The sequence below is a fragment of the Halomonas sp. genome (genome assembly GCF_014859505.1).
In the GTDB taxonomy this organism is placed as follows: domain Bacteria; phylum Pseudomonadota; class Gammaproteobacteria; order Pseudomonadales; family Halomonadaceae; genus Halomonas.
Genome location: NZ_JACUUD010000259.1, coordinates 1 through 1,625, shown reverse-complemented (window position 1 = coordinate 1,625; position 1,625 = coordinate 1). Strand labels below are relative to the sequence as shown.

2 protein-coding genes are annotated in these 1,625 nt (G+C 60.4%); one reads left to right on the top strand and one right to left on the bottom strand.

Features of this window, described 5'->3' with window-relative positions; genetic code table 11:
* Positions 1 to 155 (bottom strand): LysR family transcriptional regulator (locus IBX53_RS16090; protein WP_290911395.1); only part of this gene is annotated, 155 nt, incomplete at its 3' end.
* Between the two features lie 139 nt (positions 156 to 294).
* Between IBX53_RS16090 and IBX53_RS16085 the strand changes: the two genes are divergently transcribed.
* Positions 295 to 1,625 (top strand): ribulose-bisphosphate carboxylase (locus tag IBX53_RS16085; protein ID WP_290911393.1); only part of this gene is annotated, 1,331 nt, incomplete at its 3' end.

Genomic DNA, 1,625 nt, shown 5'->3' with positions numbered 1-1,625 from the left:
TCGGTGAGCCGCATCCCCAGAATGGTCTCGATCCCTTTCACCTGCATCGAGACGGCAGGCTGCGACAGGTGCAGTTCTTCCGCCGCCCGCGAAAACGACAGGTGACGGGCAACCGCCTCGAAGACCCGGAATTGGCGTAGCGTCAGTCGGCGCATAGACCTATAAGGAAAAAGATATAGTTTTTATCATAACAATTTAATATTAATTATATAAACTGCTGCGTATAGTTCACCCCTGTCGTGCTCAGGGGTATTGGCTCCTGAGGCCTTGTTTATTTACCGCAGGAGTCATGCAATGGATCAATCCGCACGTTACGCCGACCTCTCCCTCAAGGAAGAAGACCTCATCAAGGGTGGCAAGCACATCCTCGTCGCCTACAAAATGAAGCCGAAGCCCGGCTTTGGCAGCTACCTGTCATGCGCCGCCCACTTCGCCGCCGAGTCGTCGACCGGCACCAACGTTGAAGTCTCCACCACCGACGACTTCACCAAGGGCGTCGACGCGCTGGTCTATTACATCGACGAAGCGACCGAAGACATGCGGATCGCCTACCCGATCGAGCTGTTCGACCGCAACATCACCGACGGCCGCATGATGATCGTCTCGTTCCTGACGCTGGTGATCGGCAACAACCAGGGCATGGGCGACATCGAGCACGCCAAGATCCACGACTTCTACGTGCCCGAGCGCGCCATCCAGCTGTTCGACGGCCCGTCGAAGGACATCTCCGACATGTGGCGCATCCTCGGTCGCCCGGTCGTCAACGGCGGCTACATCTCCGGCACCATCATCAAGCCGAAGCTGGGTCTGCGCCCCGAGCCGTTCGCAGCTGCGGCCTACCAGTTCTGGCTGGGCGGCGACTTCATCAAGAACGACGAACCCCAGGGCAACCAGGTGTTCTGCCCGGCCAAGAAGGTCTACCCGCTGGTGTACGACGCGATGAAGCGCGCCCAGGACGAAACCGGCCAGGCCAAGCTGTTCTCCGCCAACATCACCGCCGACGACCACAGCGAAATGATCGCCCGTGGCGAATACATCCTGGAAACCTTTGGCCCCGACGCGGACAAGGTTGCCTTCCTGGTTGACGGCTATGTCGGCGGCCCGGGCATGGTGACCACCGCCCGTCGTTACTTCGCCGATCAGTACCTGCACTACCACCGTGCCGGCCACGGCGCCGAGACCTCTCCGAGTGCCAAGCGCGGCTACACCGCCTTCGTTCTGGCCAAGATGTCCCGCCTGCAGGGTGCCTCCGGTATCCACGTCGGCACCATGGGCTACGGCAAGATGGAAGGTGATGCCTCCGACAAGATCATCGCCTACATGATCGAGCGCGATGAGTGCCAGGGTCCGGTATACTTCCAGAAGTGGTACGGCATGAAGCCCACCACCCCGATCATCTCCGGTGGTATGAACGCCCTGCGTCTGCCCGGCTTCTTTGAGAACCTGGGCCACGGCAACGTCATCAACACCTCCGGTGGCGGTTCCTACGGTCACATCGACAGCCCGGCGGCCGGCGCGATCTCCCTGCGTCAGTCCTACGAGTGCTGGAAGGCCGGTGCAGACCCGATCGAATGGGCCAAGGAGCACAAGGAATTTGCCCGCGCCTTCGAATCCTTCCCGCATGA